The organism is Pseudomaricurvus alkylphenolicus (assembly GCF_011683955.1).
Classification (GTDB): Bacteria; Pseudomonadota; Gammaproteobacteria; order Pseudomonadales; family Cellvibrionaceae; genus Pseudomaricurvus; species Pseudomaricurvus alkylphenolicus.
Genome location: NZ_JAAQPI010000001.1, coordinates 627,375 through 642,557 on the forward strand (window position 1 = coordinate 627,375; position 15,183 = coordinate 642,557).

Here is a 15,183-nt window from a genome sequence, read left to right on the forward strand (position 1 = left end):
CATCGATATTGATCGATAAGTATCATTGCAGGGGAAAAACAGCAACAGGCCCATTACTCAATGTTGTTATAGTATTTGCATGATTTGAATACCGAGAACGCTGCACTGCTCCCGGCCGACAGCATCTCTTTGGTAATGACACCATGCAACATTGAGGTAATTTCTGTGTCGACAAGAGAACAATCAAGCCTGCAAAGACACCATATTTCAGTTGTCGATCCCCAGGACGGTTCACTGGTTGGAAAAGTGCCCAGTGCCAGAGAGTCCGACGTTCGCGAGGCTATTGAAAGGGCGAGCGAAGCATTTGAGATAGCCCGAACACTGCCGGCGCATGTTCGAATGAGTGTACTGAATCAGGTCGCTGATGCACTACAGCAACAGCATGAGGAATTCGCCACTCTGATTGCTCGTGAGGGAATCAAAACCATCCGCGAGGCAAGAAAGGAAGTCACCCGCTGCGTCGATACACTGCGTTTGAGTGCAGAAGAAGCACGTCGTCTCAACGGTGAGACCATCGCTTTTGATCAAGCTCCCGGCTCCGACAACCGTTTCGGCTATTTTCGCCGAGTTCCCATTGGGGTCATTGCCGCAATTACCCCCTTTAACGACCCGCTGAACCTGGTGGCCCACAAAATTGGTCCCGCAATTGCAGCCGGAAACAGCGTTATACTCAAGCCCCATTCCGAAACGCCTCTGGTTGCCAAGCGCCTGGTTGATCTGTTTGCACAGACGGAGCTCCCCGCTGGAATCTTGCAACTGATAACCGGGCGCGGGGCGGTAATTGGCGACATTCTGGTCTCAGATCCTCGGGTACGGATGGTCTCATTCACCGGCGGCCGGGAAGTGGGCGAAAAGATTATACAACAGGCGGGACTGAAAAAGCTGGCGATGGAACTGGGCAGTAACTGCCCTGCCATTGTAATGCCGGATGCGGACATGGATCTTGCACTGAACGCCACTGTTAGCGGCGCCTTCTGGGCTGCTGGACAAAACTGCCTGCATGTACAACGCATATACATCCACCAGTCCATCTATCAAGCATTCAGCAAACAGTTCTGCCAGCTCGCCCGAGCAATTCGTGTAGGCAATAAGTTTGATGAAAACACAGACATGGGGCCAATGATCAACGAGAGAGCGGCGCAGAAGGTCCAGAGCATGGTTGCCGATGCTCTACAAAAAGGGGCAACGCTGTTGTGTGGTGGCGAAAGACGGGGGTGTTTTTACCAGCCCACGGTGTTGGCGGACGTAGGAGACGATTGTGTTATTGCTTCTGAGGAAGTATTTGGCCCGGTAACCCTGCTCGTCCCGTTCTCCAGCACCGAAGAGGTGGTCGCCAAAGCCAACGGTGTGGACTATGGATTACAGGCGGGCATTTTTACCTCTAACCTGGATGCGGCCTTTAGGCTAGCCGATGACCTGGATTGTGGCGGCGTGATGATTAATGACAGTAGCGACTATCGTATTGATGCCATGCCTTTTGGTGGTGTTAAAGGTTCCGGCCTGGGTCGTGAGGGTGTCCGCCATGCCGCCCTGGAAATGACCGAGGCCAAAACCTACTGCTTCAATCTACGCTGAACAACAGGAAGAATCTAACAATGGCAGCAATATACAAACTGGCAATTATTGGCTTTGGTAACGTGGGTCAGGGACTCGCACAAATCCTGGCCGAAAAACAACGGTTTCTTAAACAGCGCTTCGATGCCGATATCCGCATAGTCGCCGTATGTGATCTGCTCAAAGGCAGCCTCGCAAATCCTGATGGACTCGATCCCAAAGTTCTTCTAAAAGGCCTGCAAACAGACGGGGACCTGAAATCGATCGATGCCCCCCATCGCGGCTGGAACGCTGAACAAACAATCGCCAACAGCGGTGCGGATATATTGGTTGAGCTGGCCTATACCGATCTCACAACTGGCGAACCGGCGCTGAGTCATGTGAAACAGGCTCTCATGCAAGGAATGCACGTTTCAATGACAAACAAGGGACCGGTTGCGCTTCACTTCCCGCAATTGCGTAAGATTGCTCGAGAGAACGGCGTCCGGATCGGTATCGAAGGCACGGTAATGAGTGGCACACCCGCTCTGAACCTTGGCACTGAAATTCTGCTCGCCGCAGGCATCACCCGAATTCAGGGCATACTGAACGGCACCACAAACTATATTCTTGGTGAAATGGAGGCCGGCGCAGGATATAGCGCGGCACTGGCTCGCGCCCAGGAACTGGGCTATGCGGAAGCAGACCCAAGCGGTGATGTCGATGGCCACGATGCTGCTGCCAAAGTGGTCATACTTGGCAATCTCCTGATGGGACTGTCCATCAATCTGTCAGATGTCTCCTGCACCGGTATCAGCCAGCTCTCGGCAGATGACATCGATCTTGCGAAGGCAAACAACCGCCGCTGGAAACTGATCGGCACTGTCGAAACAACCACCGATGGCTACGTCGCTTCAGTGCAACCGCAAATGCTGGCGGATGATCATCCCCTGGCCGCCATTTCAGGTGCCACCAATGCGATCACCTATAGCACAGAGCTTCTCGGCGACATCACCCTGGTCGGTCCCGGCGCCGGCCTGGTAGAAACAGGTTATGCCGTTATCGAGGATATCCTCGCCATTCACACATCAGTCAGCTCAACCAAACAGTAATCATTGAGGTAATTACACATGTCATCGACAAAAACTCCCAACCAGGCAACCCTCAGTATCTGGGGCGGGGAAACCGAACACGAACTTTATGAGCGCTCCACACAGGTACCCGTAGTACACAGCGTCTCATTCGGCTACAAGGATATTGACACATGGCACGCGGTTGCCCTGGAGAAAGAACAGGGGCACATCTATTCGCGCAACACTAACCCCACGGTTCGGGCCTTTGAAGACAAGGTAAAAGAACTGGAAGGCGCCGCGGCCGCCACCAGTTTTTCCTGTGGCATGGCCGCCATCAGCAACACCTTTGGTACGTTTTTGCGTCCCGGTGATCGTATAGTCTCCATCAAGGACAGCTACGGTGGCACCAACAAGCTGTTTACCGAATTTCTGCCACCCATGGGTATCGATGTCACCCTTTGCAATACCACCGAACATGAAGAGATCGAAGCGGAAGTTGCCAAGGGTTGCAAAATGCTCTACCTTGAAACGCCGACCAACCCCACCGTCAAGATCGTCGATATCGAGCGCCTGTCCAAGGCCGCCAAGGCGGTTGGTGCAATGGTCGTGGTAGACAATACCTTTGCCACTCCGATCAATACCAATCCCCTGTCACTGGGCGCTGATATTGTGATTCATAGCGCCTCAAAGTTTCTAGGCGGTCACGCCGACGCGCTTGGCGGTGTGGCCTGCGGCAGCGAGGAGCTGGTCAAAAAGTTATATCACTATCGTGAAATCAATGGTGCCACACTTGCACCTATGGACGCCTACAGCCTTCTGCGCGGCATGAAGACCCTTAGCCTGCGCGTCGAACGCCAGAACCAGAGTGCCATGACTATCGCAAAGTGGTTGCAAGATCACCCCATGGTTGATCATGTCAACTATCCCGGTCTCGAAACACACGTTCACCACGACATCGCCAGTAAACAAATGCGCGGTTTCGGCGGCATGTTGAGCTTTAGTGTCAAGGGTGGACTCGATGCCATCAAGCGGTTCCTGCCACAACTGCAGTACGCGCACATGGCGGCCAATCTCGGTTGCGTTGAAACCGTTGTCGGACCTCCGGTCGTGACCAGCCATGTCGAATGTACCGCTGAAGAGCGCGCTGCTGCCGGCATCCCGGAGGGTCTGGTGCGCTATTCAACGGGCATTGAAGACGTCGAAGACCTGATTGCAGACCTGGAACAGGCCCTGGCCAGCCTGAACTAAACGCCACTCCCCTGCCGCTGGGTTAGTTACCTAACCCAGCGGCAGGGCCAAGCTGACTTTTGTCCTCTCCATAACCACTGAGGTTTTGTAACGACGGACATTGCTGTCGTCAAAGAAAAGCTCCTGGGTAAGCGCATCGAAGTCTTCCATGTCCTTTGCAGTGACAATCAAGATAAAGTCAGACTCTCCAGTCACATAGTAGCACTGCTGCACACGGGGCTCGTTCCTCATTTTCTTCTTGAAGACGACCAGAAAATCCAGATTGTCCCTGTCAAGTTCAACATGCAACAAAAAGGTCATGGTCTGACCCACGGCTTTCGGTTCCACAACCGCCACATCAGACGAAATAACATGATTATCCCTGAGGCGTTTCAGCCGACGCTGTACACTGGCGGTAGAAAGCCCGACTTGATCCGCGATTCGTTCAATGGCTGTGCGCACATCCACCTGCAGTATCTTCAAAATTTCTAGGTCTTGATTATCCAGCTCCATCGTACGCCTGCTGTCGTTACACGTGTCAGTATTCGACATTAATCTAACACCCTGGAACACTGCCATCCCCCCTCTTTATGGGGGGAGCTCCAGCAGATAACGACATATAGTCTGTTGAGAGACAGAAAGCACACCAGAGGACTCCAAAGCATGACAATAATGACTGTTCCCGGGGCAGCACCGGCCGTCAATACCAACGCAGAAGACCTGTTAAGCGTCTTTGATATGCAGAAGCAGGCCTGTCGCAGGAATCCCTATCCGGATCTGAAAGAGCGACACAACAATCTGGCCAAACTGGAGTCCATCCTGCTGGATAACCAACAGGCCATCATCGACGCCATTGCCAGAGACTATGGAACTCGGTGTCGCCAGGAAACACAGTTCGCCGAGCTGTTTATTTCCCTGGACAGCCTGCGCTACGCCCGAAAGAACCTGAAGAAGATGATGAAACCCGAACGGCGTTCAGTCTCTGTCTGGTTCGCCGGCGCCAGCAACCGCGTTATCGCGCAACCCAAGGGCATTGTTGGTGTGGTAACCCCCTGGAACTACCCGTTACTGCTCTCGATAAGTCCTCTGGCTTCTGCGCTGGCCGCAGGCAATCGTTGCATGGTAAAGCTTGCGGCTAACTCGCAAAACCTGTGCCTGCTTCTCAACAACCTGGTCAGTCGCGAGTTCCCCCGGGACACCCTGGCCTTTATGCCAGGCGCAAAAGCCAGAGAGTTTTCCAGTCTTCCTTTTGACCACTTGGTTTTCACCGGCTCGGCTGATACCGGCAAGACTGTGATGCGTACCGCTGCTGACCACCTTACCCCTGTCACACTCGAGTTAGGTGGAAAGTCACCGACCATTATCGGCGAAGACTTCGACATTGAATTGGCGGCCGAGCGCGTTTTGTTTGCCAAGTCCTTCAATGCCGGTCAGACCTGTATCGCACCGGATTATCTTTTTGTGCCAGAGCATCGGCTCAATGACTTTGTGACAGCGGCCAAATCGATCGTTGCCAAACGCTATCAAAGTATCTCCGATGGCTGCTATACATCCATCATTGACAATAAGGCCTATGAACGTCTGTCAATAACCCTTGAGGATGCCAACACCAAGGGTGCCACCCTGGTTCCCCTGCTGCCGGGAGATACCCATAGCCCCGAACTGAGAAAAATTTCACCCCATTTGGTTCTTAATGTACACGACGACATGACCATCATGCAGGAAGAGATCTTTGGCCCATTATTCCCGGTCATGACTTACCGAAACCTGGATGATGCCCTCAACTATATTAACGACCGAGATCGACCTCTGGCGCTGTATGTCTTTAGCAACCGCAAAGAGGTTCAAAAGAAAGTCCTCTATGGCACCCTATCCGGCGGAATGGTTATCAATGACTGTATTCAGCATGTGGCCCAGCACGATTTGCCGTTCGGCGGTATTGGCAACAGCGGCATGGGGCACTACCACGGACCGGAGGGATTTCGGGAGATGTCCAAGATGCGCCCCGTGTTTAAACAGTGGCGCTATCCAGGCGGAGCCCTGCTTCAACCGCCCTACGGCAAGGCATTCGATTTTCTGATCAAGCGAATGATCAAATAACCCGGCCCTCTGAACAGGAAATCGGTATGACGACAGAAATCAATGACCATTCCCCCAAGTGCAACCGCAGATCATTGCTATCCGGTATGGCTGTGGCAGCAACGGGATTGGGGGCTGCTGTGGCAGCAGCACCCATGCACGCGAGCCAGGTTTCAGGCTTACAGGAGCCAACCTCTATGCGCATTGAGGGTCTCGAGAGAAACAGCGAACACTACTGGACGGCAGTAAGAGAGCTGTTTCGCTTGCGACCCGGTCTTATTGCCATGAACGCCGCCAACCTGTGTCCCTCCTCGGCGCCGGTAACCCAAACACTGTTTGATCGTACCAACGATATCGACGCAGATCCCTCACACGAAAACCGCGCCAAGTATGCAGAACGCAAAGAATATACTCGACAGCTATTGGCAGAGATGCTGGGAGCTTCCAGCGACGAAATCGCCATTACTCGCAATACCAGCGAAAGCAACCGGGCGGTAATCGGCGGGATAGATCTGAAACCAGGCGATGAGGTGCTAATCTGGGACCAGAACCATGAGTCCAACAATGTCGCCTGGGAGGTTTGGAGTCAACGCCTTGGTTTCTCGCTAAAGCGGGTCAGTACACCTGATACTCCTCAGAGTCGTGAGCAATTGCTGAAACCGTTTGTGGACGCGATGACGCCGACGACGAGAATAGTCTCCTTCAGCCAGGTATCCAATGTCTCCAGCGTAGCCTTGCCTGCTAAGCAATTATGCGAATCCATCCGTGCTCGTGGTGCACTCAGCCTGTGCGATGGCGCACAGACTTTCGGCTTGGAGGTACAAAACCTGCAGGATCTGGGCTGTGACTTTTACACGGGAAGTGCCCATAAGTGGCTGTGCGGCCCCCGTGAAACCGGTGTCCTCTATGTGCGCAGTGAGGCACAATCCGGACTGTGGCCGCCGATGGTCACCCACGACTGGGAAAAGGCAAGTACGCAGGGCGCGCGCAAGTTCGACAATCTGGGACAGAGAGACGACGGTCGCCTGGAGGCACTGGGCACTGCGGTACAGCTATACAACTTCCTGGGAGGAGACCTCATTGAGGCCAGAGTCCGGAGCCATGTCGCCAAGTTGATGGCCGGGTTGCAGTCCGTTTCCCGGAAGATTCATTTTCTTTCCCCCGAAGCCACAGAATTACGAGGCGGGTTCGTTATCTTTCTCTACAAGGGCAGAAATGCCCGGGAGACGCTTGAGACGCTCTACAACGAATATGGAATCTCCGCCGCAGCAGCCGATCTCGGCGATCAAACCTGGGTTCGTCTCGCTCCCCATATTTATAACAGTGGCCGGGATATCGATATTACGATTAAGGCTGTTAAACACTTGGTGTCTTAAGCCAGGAGTTTTGATCCCTCGCGCCCGTACGGGCGCATTCCGGAAACGTTATTCGGCACCTGGTGTTGAGTTATTGCCTGTTCACGACGACCTGAATATTGGCGAATGACGCTCTAAAAGCGCCCAATACCCAAACTGCCGGTGTTAGGTTGAAGTCTCAATACGAATTTCAAGTTCAGTCTTCTGGCTTCCCTTGAGTTCCAGACCCTCCGAGTCCTGCAATCGACTTTCGCTTGCTTCAATCTTACCCTCCCAGAATTCCGCATTTGCAATACCCAGCTTCAGCGGGTCAAATGTATAGTTTTCGACTCCTTCGCGCCGCTGCCGCTCATAATCACGCAGCGCCTTGATCGCTGGCTTGGCCACAAAGAATATGGTCATCACACCAATGATATTCAGCCAGGCCATCGCGCCTACGGCAATATCTCCCAACCCCCAGGCCAAATTCGCGGTTTTGATTGTGCCGTAAAAGGTCGCCAACAGAATTCCCACCTTCAGTGCGGCAGTCAAACCAGGCACCCTTATACTTTTATGGATATAGGCGACATTGGTTTCCGCGATATAGTAATAGGCCAGGAGTGTTGTAAACGAGAAAAAAAACAAGGCAATGGCAACCGATGGTTTGCCTACGCCGGGAAAAATACTCTCAATTGCCATTTGCGTAAACTGCGGACTGTTTGCCAACAGCCCATTTGCCAATTCATTCTGAACAATATAAGCATCACCCAGACCGTGAACATTATAGGCTCCCGTAATCAGAATCATGAATGCGGTCGCGGTGCAAACCACCAGGGTGTCAATGTATATCGAGAATGCCTGAACCAGGCCTTGCTGAGCAGGATGCTGCACCTCAGCGGCGGCAGCAGCATGCGGTCCCGTCCCCTGCCCCGCCTCATTGGAGTAGATGCCACGCTTGACGCCCCAGCCAATGGCAGCACCAACTCCGGCCATTGGTGAAAAAGCATCGCCAACGATCATGCCGACAATTCGTGGCAGTTCGTCTATATTCAGGGCGATAACCACAAATGCGGTGATAAGATAAGTCATCGCCATCACTGGTACGACTACTTCGGTGAATTTTGCAATGCGCTTGACACCACCCAACACAATAAAAGCCAACAGTCCACAGATAATCGAGGCGGTAACCAGCTTGGTCGAACCAACGTCACCAAACACCGGCAGGCTTATCAAGCTGCCTTCGCCGGCAACCAATACCACTGCATTACCAATACCATTTGACTGAACACCCGGCATCAACACTCCTGTGGCTATGATGGTGGCAATCGCGAATATCCAGGAGTACCACTTGGCACCCAGGGCTTTTTCAAAATAGTAGGCGGGCCCGCCGCGATATTGCCCCTCATCGGTTTCCTTGTAAATTTGGGCCAATGTTGATTCCGCGTATGCCGTGGCAGCACCCAGGAAAGCCACAATCCACATCCAGAATACGGCACCCGGACCTCCAAATCCGATTGCCGCTGCCACGCCCGCAATATTACCGGTACCGACACGGCCGGAAAGTGACACCGCCAGCGCCTGAAATGAAGAAATACCCGTACGAGAGCTCTTTCCTTTCACCAATAGAAGCAGCATTTCTCGAAACAACCTGATCTGAACAAAGCGGGTAATCACAGAGTAAAAAAGCCCGGCCCCCAGACACAGCGCTATCAGCGCTGGGCTCCAAATCATTCCCGCCGTGAACTCGACAAATGCTTGCATTAACAATCGCTCCAGATTTTTTATGTATGGTTTGGCATCGTGGAATTCTAGCGCACCTTGCCAATTATGCCCCCCCTAAAAAAGGGGCCTATCATGCTGAATTCAAGCTGGCTTCGGATTCCACGTTTCAGTAATCCGCGCTGGACGATATAGGAGGTAAATTGTGACTTTCTGGGCGCCGTGAACCTGTCTTAGCGTAGATGAACCACTCCGCGAGCAAATAATTTGGAACCCAACACAACCAAGCAATAATTGGATAGGCGACAGAGAAGTCCAGGCCAGTCCCAATGGAAAGCGTTGTATACACCCGCAAAGTAACTGCAGCGAAAGTCAGCGCAAAGTTGCGATACATCCACTCCCGGTGCTCCGAAACCGACCCCAATTTTATCGCCCGGAAGGCTCGAAAACCGGTATACAGCCAGAGTACGGATAAAGCAGAGAAACCAAGCTGTGCAAACACCCCCTGAGACGCGTATTGCGCCAGGAAAAGACCAGACAGTCCACCAATCGCGATCCCCGCTCCCAGGTAAATCCGACCCAACCAGCGGTGTAAACGAGTAAACCTGCCTCTAAACGATTTTGAAAATTGAAGTGGCCCTATTGCCAACGCAAGAACCGATGAAAAAATATGAATGTACACCGCAGGAGGATGCTGACTAAAGCTCTCTACGAAAACTGGCGGTGCCGCTGTCGCAATAGGATAACTGGAATAAGTAAAAAGGGCCCAAACTGAAATCAAAAAGGACAAGAAAACCAATATGCCTTTACCAAACGTTGAAGCCATACCTAGGTACCTCAATCATCAATGTAAAGAGTATGCCGCCCCCCCTCTGGACTTACCCCCCCCATTCTGCGGGGAACTGAAAGTGAAGCGCATCTGGCCGGCATTAACTTATCCGCCCCCCCTTCGAACGGGGGGGGTAACCTTCGCCTGGAAATACCATAGTAAAAGACTCATTAGTGTTTATCGAATGCTCGTATCGGCCAGAGCTCGTATTCGCCAATCTACAGACTTTGAGGAGTTAATTATGAGCAATCCCTACCCCAAGATGCTGGAACCCTTGGACCTTGGATTTACCACCCTAAAGAACCGTGTGCTGATGGGATCCATGCATACAGGCCTGGAAGATGCTCCGAACGGGTACCAACGTATGGCGGCTTTCTTTGCCGAGCGAGCGCGCGGCGGGGTGGGTTTAATTGTGACCGGAGGGTTTTACCCCAACACTGAATCTGCATCGAGCTATGATGGGCACATACCGACCGTTGAACACGATGCCAAGGACCACAGGATCGTTACAGACGCCGTCCATGAAGCCGGGAGCAAAATCTGCCTGCAGATCCTTCATACCGGCCGCTACGCAAACAATAAGCAATTGGTAGCCCCATCGGCTGTGCAGGCGCCTATTATTCCCTATGTACCCCATGAGTTAACTGAAGAGGGGATTGAAAAACAGATACAAGACATCGTTGATACCGCCATTATGGCACAGAACGGTGGCTACGATGGTGTCGAAATTATGGGTTCAGAGGGCTATTTCCTGAACCAGTTTCTGACAACCCGTACGAACCAGCGTGATGATGACTGGGGTGGCAGCTACGAAAACCGCATGCGCCTTCCCGTCGAAGTGGTACGTCGCACCCGAGAAGCCGCCGGAGAGAATTTTATTATCATTTACCGCCTTTCCATGTTGGACTTGGTTGAAGGTGGCAGCAGCTATGACGAGATCGTTGCGCTGGGTAAGGCCATTGAGCAAGCCGGCGCCACCATCATCAACACCGGCATCGGCTGGCACGAAGCCCGCATCCCCACCATTGCCACCAAGGTGCCACGAGCCGCCTTCACCTGGGTTACCCGAAAATTCAAAGACCACTTTAATATCCCCGTGGTAACGTCAAACCGCATCAATACACCTGAAACAGCAGAAGAGGTGCTAGCGAACGGTGACGCGGACATGATCTCCATGGCTCGCCCCTTTCTGGCGGATCCAGACTTTATTATCAAGGCCTCCCAGGGAAAGAGCGAAGAAATCAACACCTGCATCGGATGTAACCAGGCCTGCCTTGACCATATCTTCAGCGGCAAGATCACCAGCTGTCTGGTTAACCCCCGAGCCTGTCACGAAACCGAACTCGACTTCCCACCCACTACCATCTTTAAGAAAATTGCCGTTATTGGTGCCGGCCCCGCAGGCCTGGCATTTTCTACCACCGCAGCGGAACGGGGGCACCATGTCACTCTGTTTGATGCCGCCAGCCAGATTGGTGGACAATTCAATGTCGCCAAGCTGGTTCCGGGCAAAGAAGAGTTTTACGAAACCCTGCGTTACTTTGAAAACCGAATTACTCGTGCGAAAGTTGAACTCAGGTTGAATACCCGCGTCAGTGCGGAAATGCTGAATAACAGTGATTTTGATGCGGTAATTCTTGCTACGGGAATCTCACCTCGCACGCCAGCCATTGACGGTATTGATCACCAGAAAGTTCACAACTATCTGGAGGTTCTCAGGGACAAGAAGCCTGTCGGTAAGAGAGTGGCGGTAATTGGTGCCGGCGGCATCGGCTTTGATGTCTCCGAATACCTCACCCATGAGGGCGCTTCCACCAGCCAGGACATCCCCGCGTTTATGGCAGAATGGGGTGTGGATATGGAATTAAAGGCCCGTGGTGGGGTGCAAGGCATCCAGCCTGTTAGACAGGACTCTCCTCGCGAATTATTTTTGCTGCAACGCAAGTCCAGTAAAGTTGGCGCCGGGCTCGGCAAGACCACTGGCTGGATTCACCGTACCGGCTTGAAGCAAAAAGGCGTCAAAATGTTCTCCAATTGCGAATATCACAAAATTGATGACGAAGGACTTCACCTGAGCATTATGGGAGAGTCACAGGTGCTGCCAGTGGACAACGTCATTATCTGTGCAGGACAGGATCCTCTACGCGAACTCGCCGAGGGACTGACCAAGCAATACCACCTGATTGGCGGCGCCGATGTGGCGGCAGAGCTGGATGCCAAGCGGGCTATTGATCAGGGTACTCGTCTGGCGGCCATTATCTAGCGTAAAACAGTTCAGGGTCGATTTTTTTGTCGACCCTGATCTGAATATGCATCATTAATCCTCTTCGGTAAGCTGGATATGCAGCCCCTCAAGGGAATCGTTGAATTGTATCTGACAACTGAGTCTCGACATACCAGGCTCATAGGTCATTGCCACTTCCACAAAATCCAACTCTGTCTGTTCTGCCTTCGGCAACTTATCATACCACTCCGGCGGGACGTGCACGTGACAAGTTGCGCAGGAGCCTTCACCACCGCATATCGCCTCAATAGGGAAGCCCGCATCACGAATAGCCTCCATTAGCTTGCCCCCTGACTGAACCGCCAATTTATGCACCTCGCCTTCGAGGTCTGTTACATAGATAGTACCCATCATTATCTCCTGCCAGGACGTATCTCCTGATTGATCTACTTTTTGATAGAAAGACTGGAATAGCGTTTCACGCCAGCGTTTCTTTCATTCCACCACCAACCCGCCTTCTTGCCCGTGTGAGAATTGAATTTATCATCGACCCATAGGGCCAGCCTGCGAAGCCTGGTACCGGCTAACCAGCGCCAGGCCCGATCAAGCCGATTATTGAACGTTCGATTATAAGGGCATACTCTGATGCAGATAGAGCATTCTGTATTCTGACTGCACCAGAACTTAAAACACTTTTCCGCGTTAGTAGTCCATTTGGTCAGGCCTTGGGTATTGGAGACATTGATCTGCTCCGCGCTCGGAGCCTCCTTGGCAATTGCCTGTGGTGGGCAACTGTCAGAACACTTACGACAGACTTCACAGAACTCTTTCACTCCAAATTGAATGGGCTTATCGGCCTTCAATGGCAGGTTGGTAAAAACCCGTGTAAATCGGACCCGGGAACCAAACTCAGGCGTAATGGCCAATCCTGATCGGCTGTACTCTGCCAAACCGGCCTGCACCGCGTAGGGAATCGACGGTCCGGTATCATTCATACATGCATAAGCTTCGTAGCCAAGATTGCGAATAAATTGCGCCAGCGAAATGCAGGTGGAAGCATCCCTGGAATATCCAATTCCACTGGAACCACCGGACAAGGCAGAAGGCACGGTTCGGTTCAGTGATAACGGCATTTCGCTCGCAAGTACAATACAGCTGGTCATATGCTCCGGGATCTCGGGCTCGGTCTGCGTTGGTATGGTATTGCTCTGACCGGGTTTCAGAGTCTGTCTTCGAAAAGTCGTTTTGTAGACCCAGCGTTCATCGTAGTCTGCAATTCCAACGATGTCCGCTCCTAACATAATCGCGGCATTCTTGACGACTTTGGCAGCCTCCTCCGATGAGCCAACCTCTACCTTTTCACTCCAACCCTGTTCATGGATTGTGAACATATCCTGGAAACCCTCGCCTCTCCCGGGTGAGAATTGACGCAGGGAGGTCGCCATATGCCAAGCTGCATTCCTTAATGCGTAGTCCAGGTGCTGATAGCCTTCGCCTTTTCTAGGTTTGGCATTCGGCATTAAATAGGCCTGAAAGAAATTTTCCGCCCTTTTGCTTTTTAGTTCTTCATCCCAAGTTGAACGGCTGAAGGCATCATTTTTTTGTTCAAACCGAACGAAATCCTCACCTATGACGAATCCAGTTTCTTCATCAATGGCCCGGAAATTGGAATTCGTTTCATTCTGATTAGTCATAGCTTCACTCAGTCAAAAAGGATAAAGAGTTTCGGTTTGGTAACTTGAACATTGTCCAGAGGGCAGTAAATGTTAGTTCCGTCTACATGCAAAAACAAGTGAATTCAGCGAATTACCCAATTGACCTTTTTGGCAAATAACTGTCTCCTTGAGCCATTGCCAAATAATCATTTCCGAAATAACTTAAAAGATAAAAAATCAATAATAAGAACTCAGGATTTTGCATGGCTTTTGGAATAGCAGGAAGAGAAAGTCGTATTCGTCGGCAAACAAAGTCTTCTTTCGGTGGCGCGATGCTGATCGCTGGCACAGCGGTTGGAGCCGGTATGTTCTCAATGCCCTCGATTTCATCAGGAATGTGGTTTTCCTGGTCCATACTCTGCCTGATAGTAACCTGGTTCTGCATGTACCACACCAGCCTGTTGATTGCCGAGGTTAACCTTCATTATCCTGAAGGCTCCAGCTTCGACACCTTCATCAGAGATCTATTGGGCAAGTACTGGAATCTTCTGAATGGCATCGCCCTGACTTTCGTTCTCTACGTCCTCACCTATGCCTATATAAGCGGTTCTGGATCTTTGATCAGTCAATACGCACAGTCCAGATTTCAATTTGCGATTTCTTCTTCACATGCAGGTGTACTCTTCACTTTATCCATGGCTATATTTGTAGCTCTGTGCGCAAACCGGGTGGGAAATCTCGCGACAATATTAATTGTGGGGATGGGAGTATCGCTCTTATCTCTGGTCTTTGATTTGACCCTTGGCGCTGATCTTTCGCTTCTCTTTTCTACCGAAGACAACGAAAGTTACTACCCCTATATTTTCTCAGCAATTCCATTTTTTGTCGCCGCTTTCGGCTTTCATGGAACCGTTCCAAGCTTGATAAAGATCTATGAAAAAGATCATATCAAAATAAGAAACAGCTTACTCTTCGGATCCCTGATTGCTATGGCTACATATGCACTTTGGCTCTTTGCGACCATGGCAAATATTTCCAGGCCAGAGTTTCAGGTTATTGTAGGCAAAGGGGGAAATATTGCTTCTCTCGTGACAGCGTTGGGTGAATACAATAAGACCATTCTACATTGGTTCACGCTGATGGCAGTCACCTCATCGTTCCTTGGGGTAACGCTTGGATTGTTCGACTATATTTCTGATTTTTTCGACTTCAATTGGAGTAGATCGGGGCGCCTGAAAACGGCGGCCATCACCTTTATTCCTCCAGCTATTGCCTGTTTAATATTTCCAAATGGTTTCCTGCATGCCATCGGATTAGCAGGCCTGGCGGGAACCTTATGGGCGATTATCATTCCCGCACTGGCAGCCAAAGAATGTCGCAAGAAGTTCAATAACGGTGAATTCAGGGTCCGAGGAGGCTCGATACTTATCCATTTTTTGATTTTCTTTGGAGTTGCCCTGGCACTCTTTGAAATCCTGGCGCTATTGGGAAAACTCCCTGTACTTTAACT

At 51.6% G+C, this 15,183-nt stretch carries 12 protein-coding genes; 7 read left to right on the forward strand and 5 right to left on the reverse strand.

Translation table 11 applies throughout. The features are described from left to right. Positions 1 to 165 precede the first annotated feature (165 nt). Genes HBA55_RS02480 through HBA55_RS02490 form a run of 3 tightly spaced genes read left to right on the forward strand, consistent with a single transcriptional unit; the run spans position 166 to position 3,854 of the window. Entirely contained in the window at positions 166 to 1,575 is a 1,410-nt protein-coding gene (locus tag HBA55_RS02480) for an aldehyde dehydrogenase family protein (protein ID WP_206019487.1), read from the forward strand. A 20-nt stretch (positions 1,576 to 1,595) separates the two neighbouring features. Continuing rightward, a complete protein-coding gene (locus HBA55_RS02485) occupies positions 1,596 to 2,645 on the forward strand; it encodes a homoserine dehydrogenase (protein ID WP_166986571.1) in 1,050 nt (349 codons plus the stop codon). Positions 2,646 to 2,663: 18 nt separating this feature from the next. Further along, entirely contained in the window at positions 2,664 to 3,854 is a 1,191-nt protein-coding gene (locus HBA55_RS02490; protein WP_166986574.1) for a cystathionine gamma-synthase family protein, read from the forward strand. A gap of 30 nt (positions 3,855 to 3,884) precedes the next feature. On the opposite strand, the gene HBA55_RS02495 is transcribed toward HBA55_RS02490, so the two are convergent. Next, positions 3,885 to 4,385 (reverse strand): Lrp/AsnC family transcriptional regulator, encoded by a 501-nt coding sequence (locus HBA55_RS02495; RefSeq protein WP_206019488.1) that lies wholly within the window; start codon positions 4,383 to 4,385, stop codon positions 3,885 to 3,887. A 111-nt stretch (positions 4,386 to 4,496) separates the two neighbouring features. Between HBA55_RS02495 and HBA55_RS02500 the strand changes: the two genes are divergently transcribed. Together HBA55_RS02500 and HBA55_RS02505 are read left to right on the forward strand one after the other, a co-directional pair. After that, on the forward strand, positions 4,497 to 5,933 hold the full coding sequence (locus HBA55_RS02500) for a coniferyl aldehyde dehydrogenase (RefSeq protein WP_240945857.1): 1,437 nt from the start codon (positions 4,497 to 4,499) through the stop codon (positions 5,931 to 5,933). A gap of 26 nt (positions 5,934 to 5,959) precedes the next feature. After that, entirely contained in the window at positions 5,960 to 7,288 is a 1,329-nt protein-coding gene (locus tag HBA55_RS02505; protein ID WP_166986577.1) for an aminotransferase class V-fold PLP-dependent enzyme, read from the forward strand. A gap of 144 nt (positions 7,289 to 7,432) precedes the next feature. Here HBA55_RS02505 and HBA55_RS02510 read toward each other — a convergent pair whose 3' ends face one another. Beyond that, complete coding sequence (locus HBA55_RS02510; RefSeq protein ID WP_166986580.1) at positions 7,433 to 9,007, reverse strand: alanine/glycine:cation symporter family protein; 1,575 nt, start codon at positions 9,005 to 9,007, stop codon at positions 7,433 to 7,435. A 127-nt stretch (positions 9,008 to 9,134) separates the two neighbouring features. After that, the gene (locus HBA55_RS02515) at positions 9,135 to 9,791 is read right to left on the reverse strand and encodes a DUF2306 domain-containing protein (RefSeq protein WP_206019489.1); all 657 of its coding nucleotides are present in this window, start codon (positions 9,789 to 9,791) and stop codon (positions 9,135 to 9,137) included. Positions 9,792 to 10,035: 244 nt separating this feature from the next. Here HBA55_RS02515 and HBA55_RS02520 point away from each other — a divergent pair, with 244 nt between their 5' ends. After that, on the forward strand, positions 10,036 to 12,057 hold the full coding sequence (locus tag HBA55_RS02520; RefSeq protein WP_166986583.1) for an NADPH-dependent 2,4-dienoyl-CoA reductase: 2,022 nt from the start codon (positions 10,036 to 10,038) through the stop codon (positions 12,055 to 12,057). A gap of 54 nt (positions 12,058 to 12,111) precedes the next feature. Here HBA55_RS02520 and HBA55_RS02525 read toward each other — a convergent pair whose 3' ends face one another. After that, the gene (locus tag HBA55_RS02525; protein WP_166986586.1) at positions 12,112 to 12,429 is read right to left on the reverse strand and encodes a 2Fe-2S iron-sulfur cluster-binding protein; all 318 of its coding nucleotides are present in this window, start codon (positions 12,427 to 12,429) and stop codon (positions 12,112 to 12,114) included. Between the two features lie 35 nt (positions 12,430 to 12,464). Next, positions 12,465 to 13,712: a reductive dehalogenase gene (locus HBA55_RS02530; protein ID WP_166986589.1), complete on the reverse strand. Its 1,248-nt coding sequence runs from the start codon at positions 13,710 to 13,712 to the stop codon at positions 12,465 to 12,467. 224 nt (positions 13,713 to 13,936) lie between these two features. On the opposite strand from HBA55_RS02530, the gene HBA55_RS02535 reads away from it, so the two are divergent. After that, on the forward strand, positions 13,937 to 15,181 hold the full coding sequence (locus HBA55_RS02535) for an aromatic amino acid transport family protein (protein WP_166986591.1): 1,245 nt from the start codon (positions 13,937 to 13,939) through the stop codon (positions 15,179 to 15,181). Positions 15,182 to 15,183: the final 2 nt, after the last annotated feature.

Bases quoted from the DNA above. Each gene is read 5' to 3' on its own strand.
- HBA55_RS02505 (WP_166986577.1), top strand. From the start codon at position 5,960: ATGACGACAGAAATCAATGACCATTCCCCCAAGTGCAACCGCAGATCA.
- HBA55_RS02485 (WP_166986571.1), top strand. From the start codon at position 1,596: ATGGCAGCAATATACAAACTGGCAATTATTGGCTTTGGTAACGTGGGT.
- HBA55_RS02510 (WP_166986580.1), bottom strand. From the start codon at position 9,007: ATGCAAGCATTTGTCGAGTTCACGGCGGGAATGATTTGGAGCCCAGCG.
- HBA55_RS02500 (WP_240945857.1), top strand. From the start codon at position 4,497: ATGACAATAATGACTGTTCCCGGGGCAGCACCGGCCGTCAATACCAAC.
- HBA55_RS02490 (WP_166986574.1), top strand. From the start codon at position 2,664: ATGTCATCGACAAAAACTCCCAACCAGGCAACCCTCAGTATCTGGGGC.
- HBA55_RS02530 (WP_166986589.1), bottom strand. From the start codon at position 13,712: ATGACTAATCAGAATGAAACGAATTCCAATTTCCGGGCCATTGATGAA.
- HBA55_RS02520 (WP_166986583.1), top strand. From the start codon at position 10,036: ATGAGCAATCCCTACCCCAAGATGCTGGAACCCTTGGACCTTGGATTT.
- HBA55_RS02525 (WP_166986586.1), bottom strand. From the start codon at position 12,429: ATGGGTACTATCTATGTAACAGACCTCGAAGGCGAGGTGCATAAATTG.
- HBA55_RS02495 (WP_206019488.1), bottom strand. From the start codon at position 4,385: ATGTCGAATACTGACACGTGTAACGACAGCAGGCGTACGATGGAGCTG.
- HBA55_RS02535 (WP_166986591.1), top strand. From the start codon at position 13,937: ATGGCTTTTGGAATAGCAGGAAGAGAAAGTCGTATTCGTCGGCAAACA.
- HBA55_RS02515 (WP_206019489.1), bottom strand. From the start codon at position 9,791: ATGGCTTCAACGTTTGGTAAAGGCATATTGGTTTTCTTGTCCTTTTTG.